Consider the following 22,137-nt stretch of genomic DNA (forward strand, 5'->3'; position numbering starts at 1 on the left):
CCCTGCCTCGCGACCTGGGGTAGCCGTTGTGTACTCGAACGCCGCGGGCGAGGTGACCGACTCGGATACCGTCCGCTTCAAGTGGAGGCGTCAGGCCCCGCTGTTCGCCTGGACGCGACATGAGATAGACGTGGCAGATCATCGGCGAATCGCGAAACTCGGCGGACTGGACCTGCCAACCGCAAGGCACGCGCATTATCTGGAGGCGACACTGAGCATCGGATTCCGTGTAACGGATCCGGCCGAGGTGGTACGCCGCAATATCACCTACGGCGCCTCCGCGATCCTCAACTACGTCACGGACGCGCTGAGGGCCACGGTCCGCGAGTTCGAAATCGATGAGGCTCACCTCGCCGAGGAACGGTTCAACCACGGACACGCTGAAGGCATCGCCCTTCCTGAAGGAATCATGATCTACCACGTGTACGCACAGCTCGCCCCCGACCTCGCCGCACGTGAATACCTGGCCGACCGCAGAGATTCGCAACGCCATAGGGAGATCGAAGCCGAGCGCCATGAGCAGGCCAAGTTGGCCGCCATGCGGGCAAACGAGATCAAGAGAATCGAACATTCCGGCGAGCTGGAAAGGCACAAGGAAGCTCTGTCGGCCCTTCGTGGACTGGATCTTGACCCCTACCAGTTACTACTCGCGCACGTGGCCGAGAATCCGCAGGACACGGAAGGGACCTTCGACCTCATCATGCAGGTTTGGAAGACTGGAATCGATCGCGACGAGGCACGCGACGTGCGGTCGTCGGAGCTGCTGACGTATCTGATCGAAAAAGGAGTGATGCAGGCTGTCGACATTGAGCGATTTAGGGACGAGCTAACCGATCGTATCCGTGAGGCGGTGTCACGCAAACGCCCTGCCCCTGCTGGTTGGACGGAACATCCCGTTCTCTCGCCGGTGAAACTAGGACCCGCGAGTACGGTGCCGCCGCCCCGGCCCGGCGCCGACGGCCCGTCGGTCAACGGAACCCGGCGTCTCTGAGCATCTCCGGACCCGCCGATCCTGGAGCGCTATTCAGAATGGGGCTATCCCCTGGTTCGGTAGATCTCCAGTCCGGTGACGGTGCGTAGGACTTCGGGGAAGTCGGTGAGGCGTCCGCGCCAGCCGGTGTCGAGGACTTTCCAGTTGACCAGGTGCGCGATCGCTGGTTCGACCGCCGCGCGGGTGCTGTTGATCGCTCGGTTGCAGGCGCCTCGCAAGTGGCCGAGTTCGGCGCCGCGGGGTTTGCGGGTGCCGGTGATCGCCGGGGGTGCCCGGACTAGGCGTCGACCCACACCAGCGGCTACGGACGCCACCCCGCCAAGAGCTCTGCCGCCATCGCCGTTACCTCACGTACATCCGACGCGAAGGATACCCAGGTCTGTCCTGGGAGCAGGCGCGGCGGGACTTGATTCACCTGGGACACATCGACAACTTGGCGGAGCGGCTGCGAACATCAGGTGCCTGTTGTTCGGCATGCCCGATCGGAGACAATCTTGGTCGCACCACTCGTCATCCCGCTCGCCGCCCTGATTGCCGCCGGGGTTGGCGCAGCTGGCAAGGGCGTCACCGATCTGGTCCAGGCGAACAAGACGGCGAAGGCGGCACAGCGCGACCATGAGCTGGCAGTCAGCGCTGTTGAGGTCTGCCAGGGCCGTACGCACGAGTTTGCGGAGGACTACGGCAAGGATCAACTACGCGCACAAGCCGAGACGATCGGCCGATTCGCCGCGTGGCTTGAGAAGAACGAGCACCTTGTTGAGCGGCTCGATCGCAAGGTTGTTGCGGGTGTCGAAGTTGCGGTGCCCTCACTGCCGAAGTTGAAGTTCGACGTCGAACAGGCGCGGACGGGGCTGACCGGCGGGTTCGGAGCTCTGGGCGCGGTGGCCAGCGCACAGGGCGCCGCCCTGTGGGGTGTGTCTGCTTTCGCGTCGGCGAGCACGGGCACTGCCATCAGTGGTCTCAGCGGTGCGGCCGCCACGAACGCGACTCTCGCGTGGCTCGGGGGCGGATCGCTTGCGGCGGGCGGCGGCGGCATGGCTGCGGGTGCGATCGTTCTGAACTTGATTATGATCGCTCCTGCAGCGTTCATCACGGGTATCACTGTCGGCATCCTCGGTGCCAAGCAGAAGACCAAGGCGCGGGAGTACGCGGCAAAGCTCGCGGTGTCCATCGAGAACATGGAGACCGTGAAAGCACTGTTGAAGTGCGTCGACACGCGTATCAGTGAACTGCAGGCAGTTCTCTCCGGGTTGGTCGTCCGGGCGGAGCACGCGATCGACGAGCTTGAAGTCCTCGACTTCGATCCTGACGTTCACGGCGCGGACTTCCTCCGGGCGCTGCAACTCGTGACCGCGATCGGTGAGGTGATCGAGACACTCGTTCTCGATCCTGACACCGGTCAACTCACCGAAGTGTCAATCAAGATTGTGGAGAAGTATTCATGAGCAAGGTTCCGAACATCACGTCTCTGGGCAAGACGGCCTTTGTCGTTGGCAAGGCGGCCCAGGCTGTCGACCTGGGCCAGGTGCTCTCTCAGATGGTCGATACCGCAGACCACTGGGTGAAGGTCATCCAGGAGGAGTCGACGCGGCGCGAAGAGATCCGTGCTTGGGAGGCAACCGAGCGGGAACGGATCGTCGCGCAGCGCGACGTACTGCTCCGGGGGCTGGAGCTGACCCACGACGAGCGCCGCGAGAACTTCCGGCGCCTGTTCGACAACCTTGACGTCGCGATGCGCAAGGACGATGCCACGACGGCAGCAAGCTTGCTCGACTCGATTACGGAGCTCGCCAAGTCGAGCCCCTTTAAGGACCTCGGGAACGTCGAGTTCGTCGTCAACGAGCTCAAGCAGCCTGATCGCACCTGGAGGATGTAGTCAGCCTGCCGGTCGCCGCTGATCTCCGACGGCGGCGGGCTCGGGATCAGCACCACGCCTGTCCTGCAGTTTATATCGCAGGCGAGGTCGGAGTGGGGCCTCAACGTCGCCACCACGATCCTCGGCGACGGGCCCGTCGCCGAGGACCTGCGGGCCGATTGCCACGGTTAGCGGGCCGATCGCTTGAAGACCTTGCCGAGCGTCTTACTCCTGCTGACCGTGCAGCATCTCGGGGCAGCGTCGTCGGCGACGGGCCTGCCGAGGCTCGGCGATTCGGAGCGGCGGTCGCCCGCAGGGCTGACGCCGTGCGCCAGCGGCGACATCGTCGGCCGACCGGGGCGGTGGCCTCTCCTGCCAGCGGCGTTCGGCGCGGCCGCGACTCCGTTAACCGTTCTCCTGTCCATCAGCCGATCAAGCCGGAAACCGCAAGGTAGGTCCGGACCCTTCGGCTCGCTGGCATCTCGGTCCGCTTCACTGACGCGGCCGATCGCCGCTGACACCGGAACGCCCGCAGCGACCTGGTCCGCGCCGAGACCTGAAGATAAAAGCTTCCCAGCCTCGGCGCCCGCTCGCAGTTCCGGTGACCTGCCGTTCGGCGGTGCCATGACGCGGCCTGATCTAGCCGGTGACGTCCTTGATGGCCTCGTAGAACTCGGGGTCGTTGGTTCGAGGTATCAGCGCGTTCCGGTTTCCGGACCACAGGTCTGTCCGCAACGCGAGAGTGCACGTGGTACGCCATCGTCGCCGCCCCCAACGTTGCGGCAGGACCAGCACCTCCACGGTGGCGGCGTAGGGACCGTCCTTCAGTTGGGTCTCGGGAGTGTCCCACTGGAACTCGATTACCCTCTCGACCGACTTGCGGCCCTCGACGGCAAACGGCATGGCGTACTGCCGGTGCTTGTCCGATTCTGGGTAGACAGACCCGTGGAAGGCGATCCAGAACATGCGTTTGGGCAGTCCCTTGTGGTCCGGGGAGTTCTCGCCGCCGGCGCCGCCGCTCAGGCGCAGCTTGATGTCGGCGACCACGAGGGAGGCGGGGGCCGGGTTGTGAAAGACCAGGGGTATGTCGAGCACGATCTTGTTATTAGTGATGGCGCCACTGAACACGTGCCCCGTCTCCACTCGCAGGCGACCGCGGCGAACCTGCATCCACCAGAACGATGCGAGCGTGAAGATCAGCGCGGTAACGGAGATGGCCACAGGCGGAGTGATCCAGGCGTTGGTGGCTCCGAGGAGTGGAAGCGCGGCGTCCATGCGCTGAAGTGTCTCGGGCGCCCGCAACTTGGTCACTGAAGAGGCCCACGCCGTCGAGCTGCTGCGCATCGACCGCTGACCGGCATACTGCGGTGACTGGTGGCGATGCACCGGCCCGGCTCGGCGACCGGGACGCTCCAGGTCTAAACCGGCGCCGTCATCGAGCCCGCCGACCGAAGCTGAGCACCGAGCGCGAAGTACCTGGAGAACTCGCACCAGTCGAATACGCGAGGCAGCCAGTCACCCCAGGCCCCGCACCCCACCGGGTACGGGCCCGCCGCCACACAACCCCGAGGCTGAGGAAGAGTTCCTCGGGCACCAAGTGTGTCGGTGGTCCCAGCCATACTTAAGTCCGAGTGCAGCGATAGTCAGTGACCGTCGCTCTTCCGCGGCACGTGCGGCCGGGAGGAACCCACCGGGGGTGTGCACCTCTTGGTCGCTAGCGAACGGGGAGAGATGGCGACAGACCCCGCCGTCAAGACAGAGCGAGATGAGTACCTGTTGGCCCAGGTGCGGGAGGCGTTCGGTCGTGTGGTCTACAGCCACAAGACCCACGAGAAGCAAGCCGACCTATGCTTCCGGAAGCATCGCAGCCAGCAGGCTGCGCTTGTCGTCTTCACGGCGGTCAGCGCCGGCACGTTCCTCGCGGCGCTGCTCGGGAACTTCGTGAGCCCGAAGATCGCAAGCCTCGTCACGTCGTTCATCGCCCTGATCGTCACAGCGCTGACCCTCGCGACGAAGAGCTTCAAGTTCGGCGAGGAGTCCGAGGCGCACCGCGACATCGCCTCGCGCCTGTGGGACGTGCGCGAGTCGTACCTGTCTCTGATCGCCGACCTGATGTCCGGCGCGACGTCGGCGTCCGATGCCCGTGAGCGCCGTGACAAGCTCCAAGAGGCCACGCGTGTGGCTTACGCCGACGCGCCCAGGACCACGTCCAAGGCATATGGCAAGGCGCAGGACGGGCTTAAGAACAACGAGGAGCTGACGTTCACGTCACGCGAGATCGACCTCTTCCTGCCGGAGGCCCTCCGGCTCAACGAGAGGGAGGCGGCCGCATGAAGGTCTCGGAGATCTTCGACACCCTTCTCGAGAACCTGAAGGTCGGCGACGCCAGCACCACCATCGCCGCGCGTCGGGATGAGATCACTAAGGCGCTGAACAAGGACTTCAGGTCGGTCGAGGGATCCACCGCGAACCGGCTAATGGTGGGCTCCTACGGGCGACACACGGCGATCCGTGGGGTGTCCGACCTCGACATGATCTACATCCTCCCGGCCAACCTCCGCTCGAGCTACGACAGCGAGAGTGGGCCGCGGAGGATCCTCAACCGCGTCCGGGATGATCTGAAGGCTCGTTATCCCAACACCGAGATCCACGTCGACCAGTGCGTCGTGCGGGTGCAGTTCACCAGCAACAAGTTCAAGTTCGAGGTTCAGCCGGCCTTCGAGAACGCTGACGGCACCTTCGACTACCCGGACACGAAGTCCGAGAGCTGGAAGGTCACCAAGCCGCGCCACGAGATCACGGCGACCAAGGACTGCAACGATCGCACGTCGAAGAACATGCGCCACCTCGCTCGGATGGCCCGAGCGTGGAAGGACACGAACGGCGTCGTCATGGGCGGCCTGCTTATCGACACGCTGGTACACCGGTTCTTCTCGACCACCACCGAGTACGACGACAAGGGGTCTCTCTGGTTCGACTTTATGGTCCGGGACTTCTTTAAGTTCCTCGCGGACGAGCCTGACAAGGACTACTACCTCGCGCTGGGCAGCAACCAGCGTGTGACGGTGAAGAAGCGGTTCCAGCCGAAGGCAAAGAAGGCATACAACCGCTGCCTCGAGGCTATCGCCGACGAGGGCAAGGCATCTGCGCACAAGAAGTGGCGCAAGGTGTTCGGCACGGCGGTTCCGCTTGAGACGACCAAGTCCGCCCGGTCGTTCAGCGACACGGAGGAGTTCATCGAGAACCTGTTCCCCGTCGACATCGGGCACTCGGTGACGATCGACTGCGAGGTCACGCAGAACGGCTGGCAACCGACCCTGCTGCGGATGATGCTCCGCGACCGGACTCCGCTCCTCGCCAACAAGGGCCTCGACTTCACGATCACCGAGTGCGGCGTCCCGGAGCCGTATGACGTGAAGTGGAAGGTGCTGAACCGAGGGGACGAGGCCGAGCGCCGGAACAACATCCGCGGCCAGATCATCTCGTCGAGCCGCCCCGGCGTGAGGCACGAGCGAACCAGCTTCCGCGGGGAGCACGTCGTCGAGTGCTACATCGTCAAGGACGGGATCGTGGTCGCACGTGACGTCATCGACGTGCCAATCAGCACCAACGCGGCATAGCGCTACAGAGCGGTGATGGCCGTCGTTACTGGTCGGCGGCCGGAAAGCTAGATCACCACCCGGTTGACGCCGATGACGATCAGCATCGAGAACGCGCTGGCCAAGGTAGCCACCAGTGCGGCCAATGACGTGGATCGTGTAGCGCCGAACGCGACAGCTCCAAAAAGCTCAACGATCTGCAACCGCTGAGTGCGTGCAGGACGACTACCCCGACACCCTGACCATCCGCCACAACCGCGCCTACTGGCGGGGCGAAGCGGGTGAGCTGGCCAGCGCCGCCGAGGCCACCGAGCAGCTGCTCGACGATTGCCTGCGGATCTTGGGCCCCGATCACCGCACCACCCTGACGGCCCGCAACAGCCTCGCCCGCTGGCTCGGCGAAGCAGGCGACCCCGCCGGCGCCACCGAAGCCGCCGAGTAGCTACTCGGCAACTGCCTGCGGGTCCTGGACCCCCGACCACCCCGACACCCTGACCACCCGCCACAACCTCGCTTACTGGCGCGGCATGGCGAAGAAGTCCGATCACAATCCGTAACAGCGGCTGGCTGGTAGCGGAGAACTCGCACAGAACGAATACGCAAGATTGCCAGTCGCGCTTCGGCGGCCAAACGCCATAGCTTGCTGCGCGGCCGAAGGCACGTACACGAGATCTCGTAACCCGTACTACAACTTGCTCACCAGTCCGGCCTTTGTGGAACTGTCAGCGCAACCGAACTACGGGGGTACGGACTAACCAATACGGAACGGTACAGCACGGCACGAGCGGCGTACAGCACCAAGGCCGCAATGAACGCGCCTCGTGGCCGGTGCCGGTGAGGCTCCCGCCTCGCCGCTGCGCCGGTAACCCCTGTTCCCGGCATTCCCAGTCGCTGCCTGTAGCGCCGTAGCACCGGCGAGAGCCGTAACGCCACGGGATCCGCCGATCGCGTCGGCGCGATGAGCCGACACGAATGTGCCACTTTCCTCACACCGCACTTCCCGGCTTGTGCCGGGTCTTCGATTCCTGACGGATAAGCCGTTACCAGCGGCTACGGGAAACGCGGATGGAAACGCCTACGCGTCATTTTCAACTACCGAAAGGCGAACAGCGATGACCACAACACACCGGACCCGACGAGCGCCATCCACAGCGGAGGGACATGGCCACAAGCCAGACGACACCTAACCCGCGCCGTCGCCCACGAGGCGACCGGGGAACGCTCAACTGCGCGGCGACGCCGGACGGCGATCCCACCCCCGACGACAATCCACACGCCACCACACCCGGCCACCCGGACGCACGGGGGACGCTACCGATGGCCCGCCACCTACTCGACCCGGCGACCGAAGACGAGATCCAGGCACTCGCCCGAACCGCACCACCGATGACCCCTGACGTGGCGATCCGGATAGCCCGGATGCTGCGGTGGAACGAACGCGACACCACCGCCACCGACCGGGCAGCCTGACATGCACGAGCCGGGCGGACCGGCCACAGCAGGCTCGGCCGCCCGGCGCTCATGTCGTCCGGCCGCTTACGCCCCGTTTTCCTCGGCTTCCGGGCCGAACCGCCACTTCCAGTCCAAGCGATGCGCCCCGAATGGCTGTCGGCTGCCCTTACCGGCTGGCAGCAGCCGGATCTCCGCCACGGTACGGATAATCTCCCGCTTCACCGCAACCTCGTCGCCCAACTCAGCCCACTTCCGCGCCGCGTGCTCACCGAGCATCCCTCGCAGAACCGGCGGGATACCCGCCTCCTGCGCGCGTTCCTCATGATCGGCAATCTGCGCCGTCAAGCCCTTCTCCGCGCGGGCGAACGAGATCGCCGTAACATCCCCGGTCTCGGCGAGCCTCCGCCAATCCTCCAGCTCGGCCCGCAGCCGTCCCGCCTCGGCCCGGGCGTGCGCCACCTGTTCGTCTCCACCGGACAGGGCCGACAGCATCTCGCCAGTCTCCGGCAGGGACAGCCACGCCACCACGGTCCGCTGCACATACTCGTCAAGAAACTCCGACTTGACGGCGGCACACCGCTTACGCAGGCAGGAGTACAACCGCCCTTCCCGACTCCGATGGTTCCCGTGGCTAGACGCGATCGGCCCGTCACACACCCCGCAGCGGACGATGTAGGACAGCAGGTGGACGGCCCGTCCTGCACGGGTCGTCGTCCGGGACGGGTCCTCCAGCAGGCGGACGCACGCCCAGTACGTGTCCTCGTCCACCAGCGCCGGCCAGATGCCGTCCCCGATCACCTCGCCCCGGAACACCCGCTTGCCGATGTAGGCGGGGTTCAACACCTGCTTGCGAATCATCGACCGTCGCCACGTCGACCCTCGCGGCGACGGGATGCCCCGGCCGTTCAACTCGTTCTCGACCGTGATCAGCGGAACTCCTCTGGCCACCTTGGCGAAGCTGTCCCGCACGATCCCGGCGTAGCTGTACTCGGTCACCGTCCCGTCCGCCGCTGTCGCCTTGCGGATCTCGGTGTCCGGCTCCTGCCGCAACAACGCCTTCGTCCCCTGGTCGTAGACCCGCCGGTAGCCATAGGTGAGCCTTCCGTGTGGACGCCCCGCCTCGGCGGCGCCGACGATGCCACGCAACACGTTGTCGCGGATCGGGTCCGCCAGCCACTCCGCCTGTACCGCCTGGAAGCCGAGCATCATCCGGTCATTCTTGTCCCGCAGGTCGAACAGCACCCCGCCGACCAGCCAGAAGTACAGGCCGGCCTCGGTGCACATGTCCCGGATCTTCACGTACACCGCGAGGTCGCGTTCCTTGCGGGAGATCTCCCAGATCACCAGCACGTCGCCCTTGCCCGCCTTGATCTGCTCGATCAGCAACTCGAACTCGGGCCGGTCCTTCGTCGCGTGCCGGCTGGCCGACCGGTCGTTGTCGGTAAACGACCCGGCGTCCGCCCAACCGCGCTTCGTGATCTCGGCGAGGTTCAGCTTGTCCTGATCGCCGACGCTCTTGCCCTGTTGCTTCCTGTCCTGGCTGGCCCGCTGATACCGCATTGCCCGCACGTCAGCGCCACCGGCCAGCAGGGCGTCCTTCGTCTCGAAGCGAATCCGATTTCCGACCCGCGATCCCCGCCGTATCATCGGAACGTCCCTCCCATCGATGCCCTGGCCTGGTAACACATCGACGTTAGCATCTAACGACACTTAGGAGAACTCAAGCAGCACGTCGTCGCCTGAACCACCGAACGGTGACAGGCACGTCGTCGCCTGAACCGCCGAACGGCGACAGAGCAGAGAGCCCGGGAACCAGGGGGTGGTTCCCGGGCTCTCGTCTGTCTGCCCGAAGCGTGCTCGCGACCGCTGTCAGTGGAAGAAGTGCCGGGTGCCGGTGAAGTACATGGTGATGCCGGCCTCCCGCGCCGCGGCGACGACCTCGTCGTCCCGGACGGACCCGCCGGGCTGTACGACGGCCCGTACCCCGGCGTCGGTCAGCACCTTCAGCCCGTCCGGGAACGGGAAGAACGCGTCGGAGGCGGCAACCGAGCCCCGGGCTCGGTCGGCACCCGCCCGGGACACGGCGAGGTGCGCCGAGTCGACCCGGTTGACCTGCCCCATCCCGACCCCGACGGTCGCCCCGTCGGCGGCGAGCAGGATCGCGTTGCTCTTGACCGCCCGGACGGCCCGCCAGGCGAAGGCGAGATCACGGCGTACCGCCTCGTCCGCCGGTTCCCCGGCGACCAGGGTCCAGGCGGCCGGGTCGTCACCGGGCGCGTCGACCCGGTCGGCCATCTGCACCAGTACGCCGCCGCTGACCTGGCGCCACTCGGCGGGCAGCGGCGCCCAGGCGGGAGCCCGCAGCAGTCGGATGTTCTTCTTCCCGGCCAGTACGTCGACCGCACCGGGCTCGAAGTCCGGCGCCACGACCACCTCGGTGAAGATCTCCGCCACCTGCCCGGCCAGCTCGACCGAGACCGGCCGGTTGACCGCGATCACGCCGCCGTACGCGGAGACGGGGTCGCAGGCGTGCGCCTTGCGGTGCGCCTCGGCCACGTCCGCGCCGACCGCGATGCCGCACGGGTTGGCGTGCTTGATGATCGCCACCGCCGGTACGTCGGCGAAGTCGTTCGCGGCTCGCCACGCCGCGTCGGCGTCGACGTAGTTGTTGTACGACATCTCCTTGCCGTGCAACTGCTCGGCCTGGGCCAGTCCGGCCGGCGCCGACGGGTCAGTGTAGAGCGCCGCCTGCTGGTGGGGATTCTCGCCGTACCGCAGGCCGGTCGTCGCGTGCAGGGCCAGCCCGGCGAAGGGCGGCCATTCCTGGTCGTCCGGGCCCGAACGCACCGCGAACCAGTTGGCCACGGCCACGTCGTACTCGGCGATGTCGGCGAAGGCCCGCGCCGCGAGCGCCCGGCGCTGACCGTGACTGAAGCCGCCGTCGGCCAGGGCCGCCAGCACCGACGGGTACGCCGACACCGACGTCACCACCGCCACCGAGGCGTGGTTCTTCGCCGCCGCCCGGACCATCGCCGGCCCACCGATGTCGATCTGCTCGATGCACTGATCCTCGTCCGCGCCCGACGCCACCGTCTCGGTGAACGGGTACAGATTCGACACCAGCAGGTCGAACGGCGCGATGCCGAGTTCGTCGAGCTGGCTGGCGTGACTGTCCAGCCGCAGGTCGGCCAGCAGTCCGGCGTGCACCTTGGGATGCAGCGTCTTGACCCGGCCGTCCAGGGTCTCCGGGAATCCGGTCAGCGCCTCGACCGGGGTCACCGGCACGCCGGCCCCCTCGATGGTCCCCGCCGTGCTGCCGGTGGACACGATCTCCACCCCGGCGGCGTGCAGGGCCTGGGCGAGTTCGACCAGCCCGGTCTTGTCGTAGACGCTGACCAGCGCGCGCCGGATCGGCCGCCGGCCGTCCGCCGTGGAACTCCTGTCGCTCACTCCGATCGTGACCTTCCTTCCGGTGATCGTCCAGCCCTCCCGGAGCAGTCGGCCGACCTGCGTGACGAGCTGTCGTCGCTCGGCCACCTTGATCCGCTCGGTGAGGGTCTCCTCGTCGTCGTCGCCGAGTACCGGCACCGCCACCTGGGCGATGATCGGTCCGGTGTCGACCCCGGCGTCGACGAAGAACAGGGTGGCCCCGGCGAGTTTGACTCCGTAGCCGAGGGCGTCGCGCGGGCCGTGCATGCCGGGAAAGGCCGGCAGCAGCGAGTTGTGGGTGTTGACGTACCGGTCGCCGAAGGCCGCCAGGAAGTGCGCGCCGACCAGCTTGAGGAAGCCGGCGGAAACGACCAGGTCCGGCTGGTGTTCCGCGACGTGCGCGGTGAGCGCGCGATCCCAGTCCTCCCGACTCGGGTACGCCGCGACGGAGTCGACGAAGACGGGTACGCCGGCGGCGGTGGCCCGGTCCAGCCCGGCGATGCCGTCGCGGTCGGCGCCGACGGCCACCACCCGGACCCCGTACGCGGGATCGGCGCACGCGTCGAGCAGCGCCTGCAGGTTGCTTCCGGAGCCGGAGACGAGGACGACGATGCGGGCTGCCGACACGGGCTCAGTCACCCCCAAACCCTACCGGGCAGGTCAGGCCGGCTCTCCGGCGGCGCGGCCCGACCTCGCGGCCCGGCTGCCCGGGCCCTGCGCCCACGTCGGCATGTCGAAATCGGGCGGCACCCCAAAGTGGTCCTGATTAGGTACGCTGCCGGACGCTCAGGGCGGTGACCACCCCTAGGACATCGACCCTCGGTAATCCAAAATAAGCGCTGAGTGAAGTCTCAAGGAGAGCAACACCGATGCAACCCGGCTACCCCTCATCCCAGCCGCAACAGATCAATAACAACATGACGATGTCCATCGTCGCCATCTTCCTGTGCTGGCCGTTCGCCATCCCCGCGATCATGGCCGCCTCGAAGGTGAACCCGCTGCTCCAGCAGGGCAACTACGGCGCGGCCCAGGCCGCCGCCACCGAGTCCCGGAAGTGGTCGAAGATCGCGCTGATCGTCGGCATCTGCTTGTGGGCGGTCAGCATCGTGTGCTGCGTGATCGGTGTCATCATCAACGTGAGCAGCTCCACCAGCGCCTGACCAGTACCACTTGTCGAAGGAGTTTTGTCATGCAGCCCGGCTACCCAGGCCAGGACCCGTACGGGCAGCAGCCGTCGGATCCCAACGCACCGCAGCCCCAGGATCCGTACGCACAACCGCCACAGCCCGGACCGGGACAGCCCTATGGGCAGCCGACCTCAGGACAGCCGTACGGCCAGCCGACCTCGGGACAGCCGTACGGCCAGCCGACCTCGGGACAGCCGTACGGTCAGCCGACCTCGGGGCAACCCGGGTACGGCCAGCCGACCTCCGGACAGCCGTACGGCCAGCCGGCGCCGGGACAGTCGCCGTACGGGCAGCCGGCGCCGGGACAGCCCGGGTACGGGCAGCCGCAGTACCAGGACGCGCAGCAGCCGTACCAGGACCCGTACGGCCAGCAGCCGATGCCGGGCCAGCCGTACGGCGCGGCGCCGGGATATCCGGGTGCCGGCTATGCGCCCGTCGGCTCGGGCCAGAACAACACCCTCGGCCTGATCTCGATGATCGCGGGCATCGTCTCGATTCCCACGGCCTGCTGCCCGATCCTGGGCATCGTGGCCGGCATCGCCGCTATCGTGCTCGGCATCATCGGCCGGGGCAAGGTCAGCAAGGGTGAGGCGAGCAACTCGGGCCAGGTGATGGCCGGTCTGATCTGTGGCGGCATCGGCCTGCTGCTCTCCGTGGCGCACGTGGTGCTCACGGTCGTACTGAACGTCGGCGGCTTCCCGTACAGCCCGTAACGAACCGCCGCGCGGTGGTTCCGCCGCTCTGCACGAGGACAGTCCGCCGTGGGGCGCTCCGAGCTTTCGGGGCGCCCCACGGACGTTCCGGCCCGCACGGTCCTCGGGCGTCGCCGCGGCCACGGCCATCGGTCCGGTGTTCCGGACAGTGGTACCCCGCTGCGGTACTCCGACCGGCGCGAGATCAGGTGCGGGCGACCACCCGGTTGGCGGCGGCGCCGATCAGGGTGCCGATCAACACGACGACTGTCGCGCCCGCCGCCACCTGTAGATAGGCCGGGCCGACCTCGGCCAGCCGGCCTCCACCGAGGGATCCGCCCGACATGAAGGCTGCGCCGCCGAGCACCACCCCGGCGACCGGCCCACCGAGCGCCGCCGCGCAGAGCATCGAGCCCCAACCCGGTGCCGGCAGGTTCCGATCGGCGGCCACCCGCATCATCCGCCGGGCGAGCAACCAGCCCGCGCCCATCCCGGCCAGCACCGGCACGGCCAGCACGGCTCCGCCGACGCCGCCAAGCGGCCCCTGCGGGAGCCCGGCCAGCAGCGGTACGGCCGGCAGCGCACCAATGGACACCTCCGAGGTCCGGACCACCGTGTCCGTACCGACCGCGAATCCCGGGCCGAGCAGGTAACTGACCGCCCACACGGCCGCGTTCGGCGCGTAGCCGAGGCTGACCAGGGTGATTCCGGCCTGGCCCAGGACCCCGGTGCGGTAGGCACCGATCATGTCGCCGGCCTCGCCACCGCCGGTGGCCACCGCGAGTCCGGCGGCACCGGCACCCGCACCGAGCAGCAGGAAGGCGGCGACCACCCCGGTACGCAGCCCGTGCCGGAGCACCGCCGGGGTGCGCCGGGCGAGTACGCCCAGGGCACCGGTGGTACGCAGCGCGCCGACCAGCGCGGCGAGGGTGCCGAAGGCGGTAAGTGTGCCGATGGCCCGGGGCGCCGAGACACTTGGCCCGCCGGCGCCGAGCAGGAGCGCGGCGAGCCCACCGAGTGCGCCGTACCCGATCCCGATCGTGCCCGCGACCCCGATCGCCCGTCCCATCGTCGGATGTTCCCGGGCCCGGATCGCGCGACTGACGTGCACACCGGCCCGGGCCAGCCGCCACGCGGCGAGCATGGCGAGCGCGAGCGGTGCCAGGCCGAGCGGTCCGGCCCCGGTGTCCAGCCGTACGCCGTGCCCGAGCAGCCATCCGGCGAGGCCCAGCCGGGCGGCACCGACGATCGAGCCGCTTCCCTCGGCGAACTGGGCCACCCCGAGCACGACCGTCACCGGCAGGTAGGAGACCACGGCCGCCCAACAGGTGGCCACCCCGGCGGCCACCAGAAGTGGAGCCCGCCCGGTACGCCTGCCACCCGATCTCGGCTGCGGCGCCGGTCGACGCGGTCTGCGGTCCTGCTCGACGGGCCTGCTGGGGGAGGACTCCGGCCGGTCACGCCCGTCCGGCTCCGGCCCTTGCGCCGGCTCGGTCAGGCCGGACTGCGGAGCATCGGAGCGGCGGGGCCGCTCAGGGACAGTGGGTGGCATCAGGGCCTACTCTGGCACGGCAGCGGGTCGGCCGGTTCACGACACCACCGTACGTAGGCCCCGCGTCGGGCGATACCCGCTGATCCGGCCGTACCGCGTACCCCGGCACGGCCGATCGTCGGACCCGGAGTTACCAGACCGGGTGCCTAAGTGGCTCCGACCCGTACCCGAGCCCGGTCCCCGGGGCGATCGGCGCGGGCCGAGCACCCCGGGGATGGCTGTCGATTCAGTTGCCGGACATGATCTGTCGCATCAGCCGGGCGGTCTCGCTCGGCGTCTTGCCGACCTTCACGCCGACGGCCTCCAGCGCGGCCTGCTTCGCCTCGGCGGTGCCCGCCGAACCGGAGATGATCGCGCCGGCGTGCCCCATCGTCTTGCCGGCGGGCGCGGTGAATCCGGCGATGTACCCGACCACCGGCTTGGTCACGTTGTCCTTGATGAACTCGGCCGCCCGCTCCTCGGCGTCGCCGCCGATCTCACCGATCATCACGATGGCGTCGGTCTCGGGGTCGGCCTGGAACGCCGCGAGCGCGTCGATGTGGGTGGTGCCGATGATCGGGTCACCACCGATGCCGACGCAGGTGGAGAAGCCGATGTCCCGCAGCTCGTACATCATCTGGTAGGTCAGGGTGCCGCTCTTGCTGACCAGGCCGATCCGGCCGGAACCGGTGATGTCGGCCGGGATGATGCCGGCGTTCGAGGCACCCGGCGACGCGATGCCGGGGCAGTTCGGCCCGACGATCCGGGTCCGCTCACCCTGCGCCACGTTGTACGCCCAGAACGCGGCGGTGTCGTGCACCGGCACGCCCTCGGTGATGACCACGGCCAGCGGGATGCCGGCGTCGATCGCCTCGACCACCGCTGTCCTGGTGAACTGCGGCGGTACGAAGATGACGGTGGCGTCCGCGCCGGTGCTCGCCATCGCGTCCGCGACGCTGGCGAAGACCGGCAGCTCGACACCGTCGAAGGAGACCTTCTGACCCGCCTTGCGGGGGTTCACCCCGCCGACGACGTTGGTACCGGCGGCCAGCATCCGCTTGGTGTGCTTGGAGCCCTCGGACCCGGTCATCCCCTGGACGATGACCTTTGATTCCTTGGTCAGCCAGATTGCCATCTCAGACCCCCGCAGCCGCGAGCTCGGCGGCCCGCTGGGCCGCGCCATCCATAGTGTCCACCCGCTCGACGAGGGGGTTGGCGGCGCCGTCGAGAATGGCGCGCCCCGCCTCGGCGTTGTTGCCGTCGAGACGTACCACGAGCGGCTTCTCGACCTTCTCGCCCCGCTCCTGGAGCAGCGCCAGCGCCTGGATGATGCCGTTGGCGACCTCGTCGCAGGCGGTGATGCCGCCGAAGACGTTGACGAACACGCTGCGTACGGACGGGTCGGACAGGACGATCTCCAGCCCGTTGGCCATCACCGCGGCACTGGCGCCACCCCCGATGTCGAGGAAGTTCGCCGGCTTGACGCCGCCGCGCGACTCGCCCGCGTAGGCGACCACGTCGAGGGTGGACATGACCAGGCCGGCGCCGTTGCCGATGATGCCGACCTCGCCGTCCAGCTTGACGTAGTTGAGGTCCTTCTCCTTCGCCCGCTGCTCCAGCGGATCCACCGAGGCCTGGTCCACCAGCGCCTCGTGGTCCGGATGCCGGAAACCGGCGTTCTCGTCGAGCGTGATCTTCGCGTCGAGCAGGAGCACCTCGCCGGACGCCGTCCTGGCCAGCGGGTTCACCTCGACCAGCGTCGCGTCCTCGGCCACGAACGCCTGCCACAGCCGTACCGCGATCGGCACCACCTGGTCGGCGACGTCGCCGGAGAATCCGGCGGCCTCGGCGATCTCCCGGGCCTTCGTCTCGTCGACTCCGGTGTTCGCGTCGATCGCCACCTTGGCGACCCGCTCCGGCGTCTCGGCCGCGACCTGCTCGATGTCCATGCCACCGGCGACGCTGGCGATGCAGAGGAAGGTGCGGTTCGCCCGGTCGAGCAGGTAGGAGAAGTAGTACTCCTCGGCGATGTCCGCGGTCACGGTGATCATGACCTTGTTGACGGTGTGGCCCTTGATGTCCATCCCGAGGATGTCGGTGGACCGCGCCACCGCTTCGTCGGCGCCCTCGGCGAGCTTGACGCCGCCGGCCTTGCCCCGGCCGCCGACCTTCACCTGAGCCTTGACAACCACACGGCCGCCGAGGCGCTCGGCGATCGTACGGGCCTCCTCAGGAGTCGTCGCGACACCGCCGGCGAGCACGGGCAAACCGTGCCGCTCGAACAGCTCACGCCCCTGGTATTCGTACAGGTCCACGATTGCGCGTCCCGTCCCGTCTCCGCGGCGCGCCGTCGCACCGCCGCCAGCGTGTTAATGGGTTGACGCCCGTCATGAGGAACAACAGGCCATCGGCCGCAGCCTAGCGAGGTGACCACGGGCGGCATCCACGTGGGTGCTCGGTGTGCGGTAACGCACACCGAGCGGAGCAGCGCCGCACGAAAAAGCCGACCCGTACGCAGGCGTGAACGGCGGGACCGCCGACCGCCGCACGGATCACCGCAACGGGCCGGTACGGGCTGCGCAAAGACGCCGTACGCGCTGACGGGAGGGCCTGGCCGCACCGCGGGGCAAAAGATTTCCGTGGCGGCGTAACTCGGCGTAAAGGGCGTCGTTGAGTCTGATGTCGGAGCGCTGGGGGAGCGCGGCGACGGAGACGGCCGATGCCCTGTCGGTCGAGGGGTGGCGGCGGGGCATCGCGCATAGAGAGGCCGGACGTGTGAGGGGTGCGTCCGGCCTCTCCCCCATTCCATATATTGCAGACCGCACCGGCTACAGGCCGCCACCGGCAGGTGGACGGTCGTCGTCGGGGTTACCGGAATTGAGTTCCCACGGCCAGCCGCCGAGGAGTACGGCCAGCCGGCCGGCCGGACGGCGCCCAGAGGGACCCGACAGCGCAGGGTCCGGACAGCGCGAGCGCGCAGAGGGACCGGACAGCGCAAGCGCGTAGAGGCCGGACAGCGCAGGCGCGCGAAGGGGCCGCGAGCGCGGCGGGGCGGACCGGTCAGCCGCCGACCGGCTGACCCACGTTCTTCCGGACCCAGTCCACGATCGAACCGGTGGTGGCCCCGGGCGTGAAGATCTTGGCTACTCCCAGTCGCTCGAGTTCCGGGAGGTCCGCGTCGGGGATGATGCCGCCGCCGAAGACGACCAGGTCCCCGGCGTCGCGCTCGGCGAGCAACTCCAGTACCCGCCGGAACAGCGTCATGTGCGCCCCGGAGAGCACCGAGAGGCCGATCGCGTCGGCGTCCTCCTGGATCGAGGTCTCGACGATCTGCTCGGGCGTCTGGTGCAGCCCGGTGTAGATGACCTCCATGCCGGCGTCCCGAAGGGCCCGCGCGACCACCTTGGCGCCCCGGTCATGGCCGTCCAGACCGGGTTTGGCGACGACGACCCGGATCCGAGAACTCATCAGCGCAACACCTCTCCAGGACACCGCCGGAATTACCTTAACGAACGGTAACCCGGTTGCCGGCCACCCGGAAATCCCCCTCATCGCCATCGCCCGTCGGGCCCGGGAGGGTCAGCCGGGAAACGCCGCGCCGACCCTTAAGGGTCGCTCCGGCGGATTCCCCGGCCTCTACCGCCTCGATCACGGTCCGCTGCACAGAGGGTAACTGAACGCTACTAACGAGGGTGGCCGCAAAAGGTTACGAGAGATGGCATTCCATGACGGACACCCGCACAGGTCATCGACAATCTGGCGCTGCGACTTGTGGCGGGCCTAGGGGTTGGCTACCGTGGCCCACGGTTGTCATCAGGTCCACGACCCGGCGACAACGCGGTCAGCCGGAGTTCACCTTGATCATCCGAACACCGGTGACGGTCGCAACACTGACCCGACAACGGAGGGTGTGCGTGCGCCAGCGCCTGTCGTCTGAGCCCGATCGCTATCGAGGGCGACGTCGCGTCCCCACACCCCCGCGCAGCCGTTATGCCGCCGTCGTCACCACCGCGTTCGTCGGAGCGGGTGTCGTCGCGCTTGGCGCGGGTGCCATGCCGGACGCGAAGGCGGTCAGTCCCTCCGCACTCGCGGATCTGGAGAATGCCGCCGCGACCAGCGCGGACCGGAGCGATCGGACGACCGACGCCCAGCGGCCCTCCCGGGACAACGACCGCAGCGGCCTGGCATCCACGCTGGCTGCCGCCCCCGACGTTTGGCGGCTCCCGCTCGACGACTACAGCTTCACCTCGCCCTACGGCGTCCGGTGGAACAAGCTGCACGCCGGTGTCGACCTGGCCGCCCCCGAGGGCACGCCCTACAAGGCGGTCCACTCGGGCACGGTGACCAAGGCCGGCTGGTTCGGCGGTTACGGGCTCTGTGTGATCGTCCAGCACGCCGACGGCACCGAGTCGATCTACGGGCACTCGTCGCAGGTGATGGTCCAGGAGGGCCAGGAGGTCAAGGCCGGCGACCAGCTGGGCCTGGTCGGCTTCACCGGACACTCCTACGGTCCCCACCTGCATCTTGAGCTGCATGTCAACGGCAAGCCGACGGACCCGATCCCCTACCTCCGGGACCGGAAAGTGGACCTTCAGCTACAGGTCGACGATCCGTACAGCGACGTAGCCGCCTCCTGACTCCGCGTCACGCCGGTTCGCCGCCCAACCCTCACCGGTTGGGCGGTTTTCTTTTTGCCGTCGCGCGGTGAAGTTCCGTGCGCCACACCGGCGGATATGAGCGACGCCACAGCGAGGCGGTCGGGCATAGCGGTCAGTTGCCGCGATTTCCGGCATCGTGCCGGGGCTCCGACCGCTGCCCGCACCCCTGTCCGGCCACCCGATGGCACGGCCTCGCCAGGCCATCGACCAGCATTCTCGGGTCCATGCCGCCATCCGAAGGGACCGACCCGTGCCGGAGACCGACCCGAGCAAGCCCGAGGCGATCGAGAGCCAGCACCGCGACGACGGCAGCCAGCCGGCTGACGGCAGCCAGCCGGCTGACGGCAGCCAGCCCGACGACGGCAGCCAGCCCGACGACGGCAGCCAGCCCGGCAACGGCGGCCAGCCCGATGGCGGCAGCGAGCGCGGCAGCGAGCACAGTGCCGAGGACTCCGCCGAGGGGCGGCGCACCGACGGCGGGCCTCGGCGCGGGTACGACGCCGGCTCCGCCCAACCGGTGCGGCACCGCTCCCGGCGCAGGCTCGGCGGCCGGACTCCGTACCTCGTCACCGGGCTGGTCGCGCTGCTCGGGCTCGGTGTGGCCGGCGGAGCCGTGGCGGTGGCGGGCGGTGCCGACGAGCCCGGCGACCGGGTGACGGTGGCGGCGGACGAATCGGCCCGCTCCTCCGCCGCGCAGCGTGCGGACCGGTCCGAGCGGGATCCCGCACCCCCCACCCTCGCCCCGACCCCCACCCCGACCGTCGCTCCCTCGACGAGCAGCCGGCCCACGGCCGCCAGGACCGCCCGGTCCGGTGGCTCCGCACCGGCCTCGAAGTCGACCGCGACCCGGCGCCCGGCCGGCTGGGTCAATCCGCTGCCGGGAGCCGAGACGACCTCGTGCTTCGGCCCGCGCTGGGGCACGATGCACGCCGGCATCGACCTCGCGATGCCGGAGAACACCCCGATCCGCGCCGCCGGGGCCGGCACCGTGGTGACCGCCGGCTGGGCCTACACCGGGTACGGCATCTCGGTGGTCATCGACCACGGCAACGGCTACCTGACCCACTACGCCCACCAGAACCGGACCGTGGTGAGCGTCGGCGCCCGGGTCGCCGCCGGGGACGTGATCGGGTACGAGGGTGCCACCGGCGACGTCACGGGTCCGCATCTGCACTTCGAGGTGCACAAGGGGTTGTGGAACCAGGTCGACCCCGGGCCCTGGATGCGGGAGCACGGCGTGGATCTCGGCTGCTGACCACCTGTAGGTTCTCATTAGATCTTTCGGCGCGACGTTTGGGTACGGCTGACGCCTCACGAACGTCGCCTGGTCGGGCAGGTACGTGTCATCGTTAGCGGCCTGCCCGACCTTCTGGGCTCAGTCTCAGCGATGGCGCCTGACCGGTCGAAGGCCGGGCCGTCAGTCCCGCCTCACCTCCTGCCGTTCCTGTCGCGCAGCCAACGCTCGAATTCGACGGCGACGATCCGCTCGTCGTGCACGCCGGCCGCGTCGTCGGACGCCAGCCAGACGATCGGCGGGCCCATCACCGCCGACTCTAAGAATCGCCGTCCCTCGGACACGGTGCCGGGCGGCAACATGCCCGTGACGGTCGGGCCACCGGGCAGCAGCAGGTTGACGGTGACGCCCGTGTCCCGCAGGTCGGCGGCCATGATCCGGGAAAGCGACTCGCTGCCGGCGCGCGACGGCCCGTAGGGGACGAAGCCAGCCCGCTGCATGGTCGATTCACTCACCGAGATGTTGACGATGCGTCCGCCGCCAGCGGCCAGCATCCGCGGCGCGACCTCGCGCGCCACCAGGAAGTAGCCTGTCAGGTTTGTCTCAATCACCGCGCGGAAGCCGTCGGCGGGAACCTCCCAGAAGGCCTGCGAGTGCGTCATGAAGCGCGGGTTGACCGTGCGCATGCCGATCCCGGCATTGTTCACCAGCATGTCGATGCCGCCGAGCCGCGACCACGCCTGGTCGACCGCCCTTGTCACCGACGACTCGTCTCGCACGTCCAGTTCGATACCGAACGCCCCGGGAAGTTCACCGGCAACCGAGTTCGCATGCTCGCCGGATCGGCCGGTCAACGCTACCGTCGCTCCCGCCGTGGCCAGGGCGGAGGCCATGGCGAGTCCCAGTCCGTTCGTCCCGCCGGTCACCAACGCCTTCATCGGGATACTCCCGTCCCACGAACGGCCAGCCTGCGGTCGTCGACCGTGGTCTTCAGCAGTGTTAAAGCACTCATGACCACGACGCTAGGATTTAGAGCGTGCTCCAAGTCAAGTCGCAGCCGGCATCAGGGCTCACTCGCTCTGTCTCCCAGGCAGGTGTGAGCATCGCCGAGGCCGCTCGCCGCACCGGGGTCAGCGCGCATACCCTGCGCTACTACGAACGCGCCGGCCTGGTCGTCACCCCTGTCTACCGCACCGCCGGAGGCACACGGCGCTATCACCAGCTGGACCTCGACTGGATCACCGTCTGCACCAGGCTGCGGGCCACTGGCATGCCCATCAAGACCATCCGGCGCTACGCCCAGCTCGTCTCGGCCGGGCGCGGCAACGAGCAGGAACGCCTTGCCCTTATGGAGGCCCACCGTGCCGACGTTAGCGCCAAGCTCGCTGAGCTACAGGAAAACCTCAAGATCATTGATCACAAGATCGACGTCTACCGAGGCCGGCTCGCTGCCGGTGACGCCGACCAGCTATGGGCGCCAAACGCCCAGTGCGCGCCGTCTGAGTAGTC

22 protein-coding genes are annotated in these 22,137 nt (G+C 68.4%); 13 read left to right on the top strand and 9 right to left on the bottom strand.

What is annotated here, in order from left to right; all coding sequences use genetic code 11:
- Positions 1–28: 28 nt before the first annotated feature.
- The 4 genes from H4W31_RS03170 (at position 29) to H4W31_RS44665 (ending at position 3,038) form a co-directional block, all read left to right on the top strand.
- Positions 29–991 carry a hypothetical protein gene (locus H4W31_RS03170; protein WP_192765274.1) on the top strand — a complete coding sequence of 321 codons (963 nt, stop codon included), beginning with the start codon at positions 29–31 and terminating at the stop codon, positions 989–991.
- Positions 992–1,485: 494 nt separating this feature from the next.
- A complete protein-coding gene (locus H4W31_RS03175; protein ID WP_192765275.1) occupies positions 1,486–2,436 on the top strand; it encodes a hypothetical protein in 951 nt (316 codons plus the stop codon).
- Positions 2,433–2,867, top strand: a complete 435-nt coding sequence (locus tag H4W31_RS03180; protein WP_192765276.1) for a hypothetical protein — start codon at positions 2,433–2,435, stop codon at positions 2,865–2,867. Before H4W31_RS03175 ends, H4W31_RS03180 begins: the two co-directional genes overlap by 4 nt.
- A gap of 21 nt (positions 2,868–2,888) precedes the next feature.
- Positions 2,889–3,038, top strand: coding sequence for a DEAD/DEAH box helicase family protein (locus H4W31_RS44665; protein ID WP_404825687.1), 150 nt, complete (start codon positions 2,889–2,891; stop codon positions 3,036–3,038).
- Between the two features lie 447 nt (positions 3,039–3,485).
- Here the strand turns inward: H4W31_RS44665 and H4W31_RS03185 are convergent, their stop codons facing one another.
- The gene (locus tag H4W31_RS03185) at positions 3,486–4,121 is read right to left on the bottom strand and encodes a hypothetical protein (protein ID WP_192765277.1); all 636 of its coding nucleotides are present in this window, start codon (positions 4,119–4,121) and stop codon (positions 3,486–3,488) included.
- Between the two features lie 456 nt (positions 4,122–4,577).
- Here H4W31_RS03185 and H4W31_RS03190 point away from each other — a divergent pair, with 456 nt between their 5' ends.
- Positions 4,578–5,180: an SLATT domain-containing protein gene (locus H4W31_RS03190; protein ID WP_192765278.1), complete on the top strand. Its 603-nt coding sequence runs from the start codon at positions 4,578–4,580 to the stop codon at positions 5,178–5,180.
- The gene (locus H4W31_RS03195; RefSeq protein ID WP_192765279.1) at positions 5,177–6,466 is read left to right on the top strand and encodes a nucleotide-binding domain-containing protein; all 1,290 of its coding nucleotides are present in this window, start codon (positions 5,177–5,179) and stop codon (positions 6,464–6,466) included. Before H4W31_RS03190 ends, H4W31_RS03195 begins: the two co-directional genes overlap by 4 nt.
- A 47-nt stretch (positions 6,467–6,513) precedes the next feature.
- Here the strand turns inward: H4W31_RS03195 and H4W31_RS43635 are convergent, their stop codons facing one another.
- Positions 6,514–6,648, bottom strand: coding sequence for a hypothetical protein (locus H4W31_RS43635; protein ID WP_264084059.1), 135 nt, complete (start codon positions 6,646–6,648; stop codon positions 6,514–6,516).
- 11 nt (positions 6,649–6,659) lie between these two features.
- On the opposite strand from H4W31_RS43635, the gene H4W31_RS03200 reads away from it, so the two are divergent.
- On the top strand, positions 6,660–6,887 hold the full coding sequence (locus tag H4W31_RS03200; RefSeq protein WP_192765280.1) for a tetratricopeptide repeat protein: 228 nt from the start codon (positions 6,660–6,662) through the stop codon (positions 6,885–6,887).
- Between the two features lie 719 nt (positions 6,888–7,606).
- Positions 7,607–7,915 (top strand): hypothetical protein, encoded by a 309-nt coding sequence (locus tag H4W31_RS03205; protein WP_192765281.1) that lies wholly within the window; start codon positions 7,607–7,609, stop codon positions 7,913–7,915.
- 66 nt (positions 7,916–7,981) lie between these two features.
- On the opposite strand, the gene H4W31_RS03210 is transcribed toward H4W31_RS03205, so the two are convergent.
- Both H4W31_RS03210 and purH read right to left on the bottom strand, forming a co-directional pair.
- Positions 7,982–9,457: a recombinase family protein gene (locus tag H4W31_RS03210; protein ID WP_225945372.1), complete on the bottom strand. Its 1,476-nt coding sequence runs from the start codon at positions 9,455–9,457 to the stop codon at positions 7,982–7,984.
- A gap of 309 nt (positions 9,458–9,766) precedes the next feature.
- Positions 9,767–11,965 (bottom strand): bifunctional phosphoribosylaminoimidazolecarboxamide formyltransferase/IMP cyclohydrolase, encoded by a 2,199-nt coding sequence (gene purH / locus H4W31_RS03215; protein ID WP_318782996.1) that lies wholly within the window; start codon positions 11,963–11,965, stop codon positions 9,767–9,769.
- Positions 11,966–12,249: 284 nt separating this feature from the next.
- Between purH and H4W31_RS03220 the strand changes: the two genes are divergently transcribed.
- Both H4W31_RS03220 and H4W31_RS03225 read left to right on the top strand, forming a co-directional pair.
- Positions 12,250–12,486, top strand: coding sequence for a CD225/dispanin family protein (locus H4W31_RS03220; protein ID WP_225945373.1), 237 nt, complete (start codon positions 12,250–12,252; stop codon positions 12,484–12,486).
- A 29-nt stretch (positions 12,487–12,515) separates the two neighbouring features.
- Entirely contained in the window at positions 12,516–13,226 is a 711-nt protein-coding gene (locus tag H4W31_RS03225) for a DUF4190 domain-containing protein (protein ID WP_192765284.1), read from the top strand.
- A gap of 184 nt (positions 13,227–13,410) precedes the next feature.
- Here the strand turns inward: H4W31_RS03225 and H4W31_RS03230 are convergent, their stop codons facing one another.
- From H4W31_RS03230 to H4W31_RS03245, 4 genes are all read right to left on the bottom strand, one after another.
- Entirely contained in the window at positions 13,411–14,757 is a 1,347-nt protein-coding gene (locus tag H4W31_RS03230) for a cell division protein PerM (protein WP_192765285.1), read from the bottom strand.
- Between the two features lie 226 nt (positions 14,758–14,983).
- Positions 14,984–15,871 carry a succinate--CoA ligase subunit alpha gene (sucD, locus tag H4W31_RS03235; RefSeq protein ID WP_192765286.1) on the bottom strand — a complete coding sequence of 296 codons (888 nt, stop codon included), beginning with the start codon at positions 15,869–15,871 and terminating at the stop codon, positions 14,984–14,986.
- Position 15,872: 1 nt separating this feature from the next.
- Positions 15,873–17,051 (bottom strand): ADP-forming succinate--CoA ligase subunit beta, encoded by a 1,179-nt coding sequence (sucC, locus tag H4W31_RS03240; RefSeq protein ID WP_192765287.1) that lies wholly within the window; start codon positions 17,049–17,051, stop codon positions 15,873–15,875.
- Between the two features lie 745 nt (positions 17,052–17,796).
- Positions 17,797–18,204: a cobalamin B12-binding domain-containing protein gene (locus H4W31_RS03245; RefSeq protein WP_192765288.1), complete on the bottom strand. Its 408-nt coding sequence runs from the start codon at positions 18,202–18,204 to the stop codon at positions 17,797–17,799.
- Positions 18,205–18,650: 446 nt separating this feature from the next.
- Here H4W31_RS03245 and H4W31_RS03250 point away from each other — a divergent pair, with 446 nt between their 5' ends.
- Positions 18,651–19,373 carry a M23 family metallopeptidase gene (locus tag H4W31_RS03250; RefSeq protein WP_192765289.1) on the top strand — a complete coding sequence of 241 codons (723 nt, stop codon included), beginning with the start codon at positions 18,651–18,653 and terminating at the stop codon, positions 19,371–19,373.
- A 538-nt stretch (positions 19,374–19,911) separates the two neighbouring features.
- Positions 19,912–20,649 carry a M23 family metallopeptidase gene (locus H4W31_RS44105; RefSeq protein ID WP_404825688.1) on the top strand — a complete coding sequence of 246 codons (738 nt, stop codon included), beginning with the start codon at positions 19,912–19,914 and terminating at the stop codon, positions 20,647–20,649.
- Positions 20,650–20,822: 173 nt separating this feature from the next.
- On the opposite strand, the gene H4W31_RS03260 is transcribed toward H4W31_RS44105, so the two are convergent.
- Positions 20,823–21,566 (bottom strand): SDR family NAD(P)-dependent oxidoreductase, encoded by a 744-nt coding sequence (locus H4W31_RS03260; protein ID WP_192765291.1) that lies wholly within the window; start codon positions 21,564–21,566, stop codon positions 20,823–20,825.
- Between the two features lie 158 nt (positions 21,567–21,724).
- On the opposite strand from H4W31_RS03260, the gene H4W31_RS03265 reads away from it, so the two are divergent.
- Positions 21,725–22,135 carry a MerR family transcriptional regulator gene (locus H4W31_RS03265; protein WP_318782998.1) on the top strand — a complete coding sequence of 137 codons (411 nt, stop codon included), beginning with the start codon at positions 21,725–21,727 and terminating at the stop codon, positions 22,133–22,135.
- Positions 22,136–22,137: the final 2 nt, after the last annotated feature.

Origin of the sequence: Plantactinospora soyae (assembly GCF_014874095.1) — a bacterium.
Classification (GTDB): domain Bacteria; phylum Actinomycetota; class Actinomycetes; order Mycobacteriales; family Micromonosporaceae; genus Plantactinospora; species Plantactinospora soyae.